This window comes from Streptomyces milbemycinicus (genome assembly GCF_002154605.1).
GTDB lineage: Bacteria > Actinomycetota > Actinomycetes > Streptomycetales > Streptomycetaceae > Streptomyces > Streptomyces milbemycinicus.
Genome location: NZ_MUNE01000177.1, coordinates 1 through 292 on the forward strand (window position 1 = coordinate 1; position 292 = coordinate 292).

Here is a 292-nt window from a genome sequence, read left to right on the forward strand (position 1 = left end):
GCGGCGTACGGACTGCAAGCTCACCTTGCGAGGGGCACTGCACGCTGAACACGTGACGGACCATCGAATGGAGGCCGAGCCGGGGTAATCCTCGTCCAGGTCGTATCCGGCCTGTCTCATCTCCCACTCGGCCGACTCGGCCTGCGCGACACTGTCCCAGGACGGGGGCAACTCCTCGCCAGGGGCCGGACCAGTCAACGGGCTGCGGACCTCGTAGGAGTGGCCGCCGAACAATATGCCGAGGCTGATCCACCGGCGACCGTCCGGCAAGGTGCTGATGACGGGGCGAGCA

At 67.1% G+C, this 292-nt stretch carries 1 protein-coding gene; it reads right to left on the reverse strand.

Going from position 1 to position 292, the window contains the following annotated elements; genetic code table 11:
* Positions 1–270 (reverse strand): hypothetical protein (locus CCN51_RS56445; RefSeq protein ID WP_211303227.1); only part of this gene is annotated, 270 nt, incomplete at its 3' end.
* Positions 271–292 lie beyond the last annotated feature (22 nt).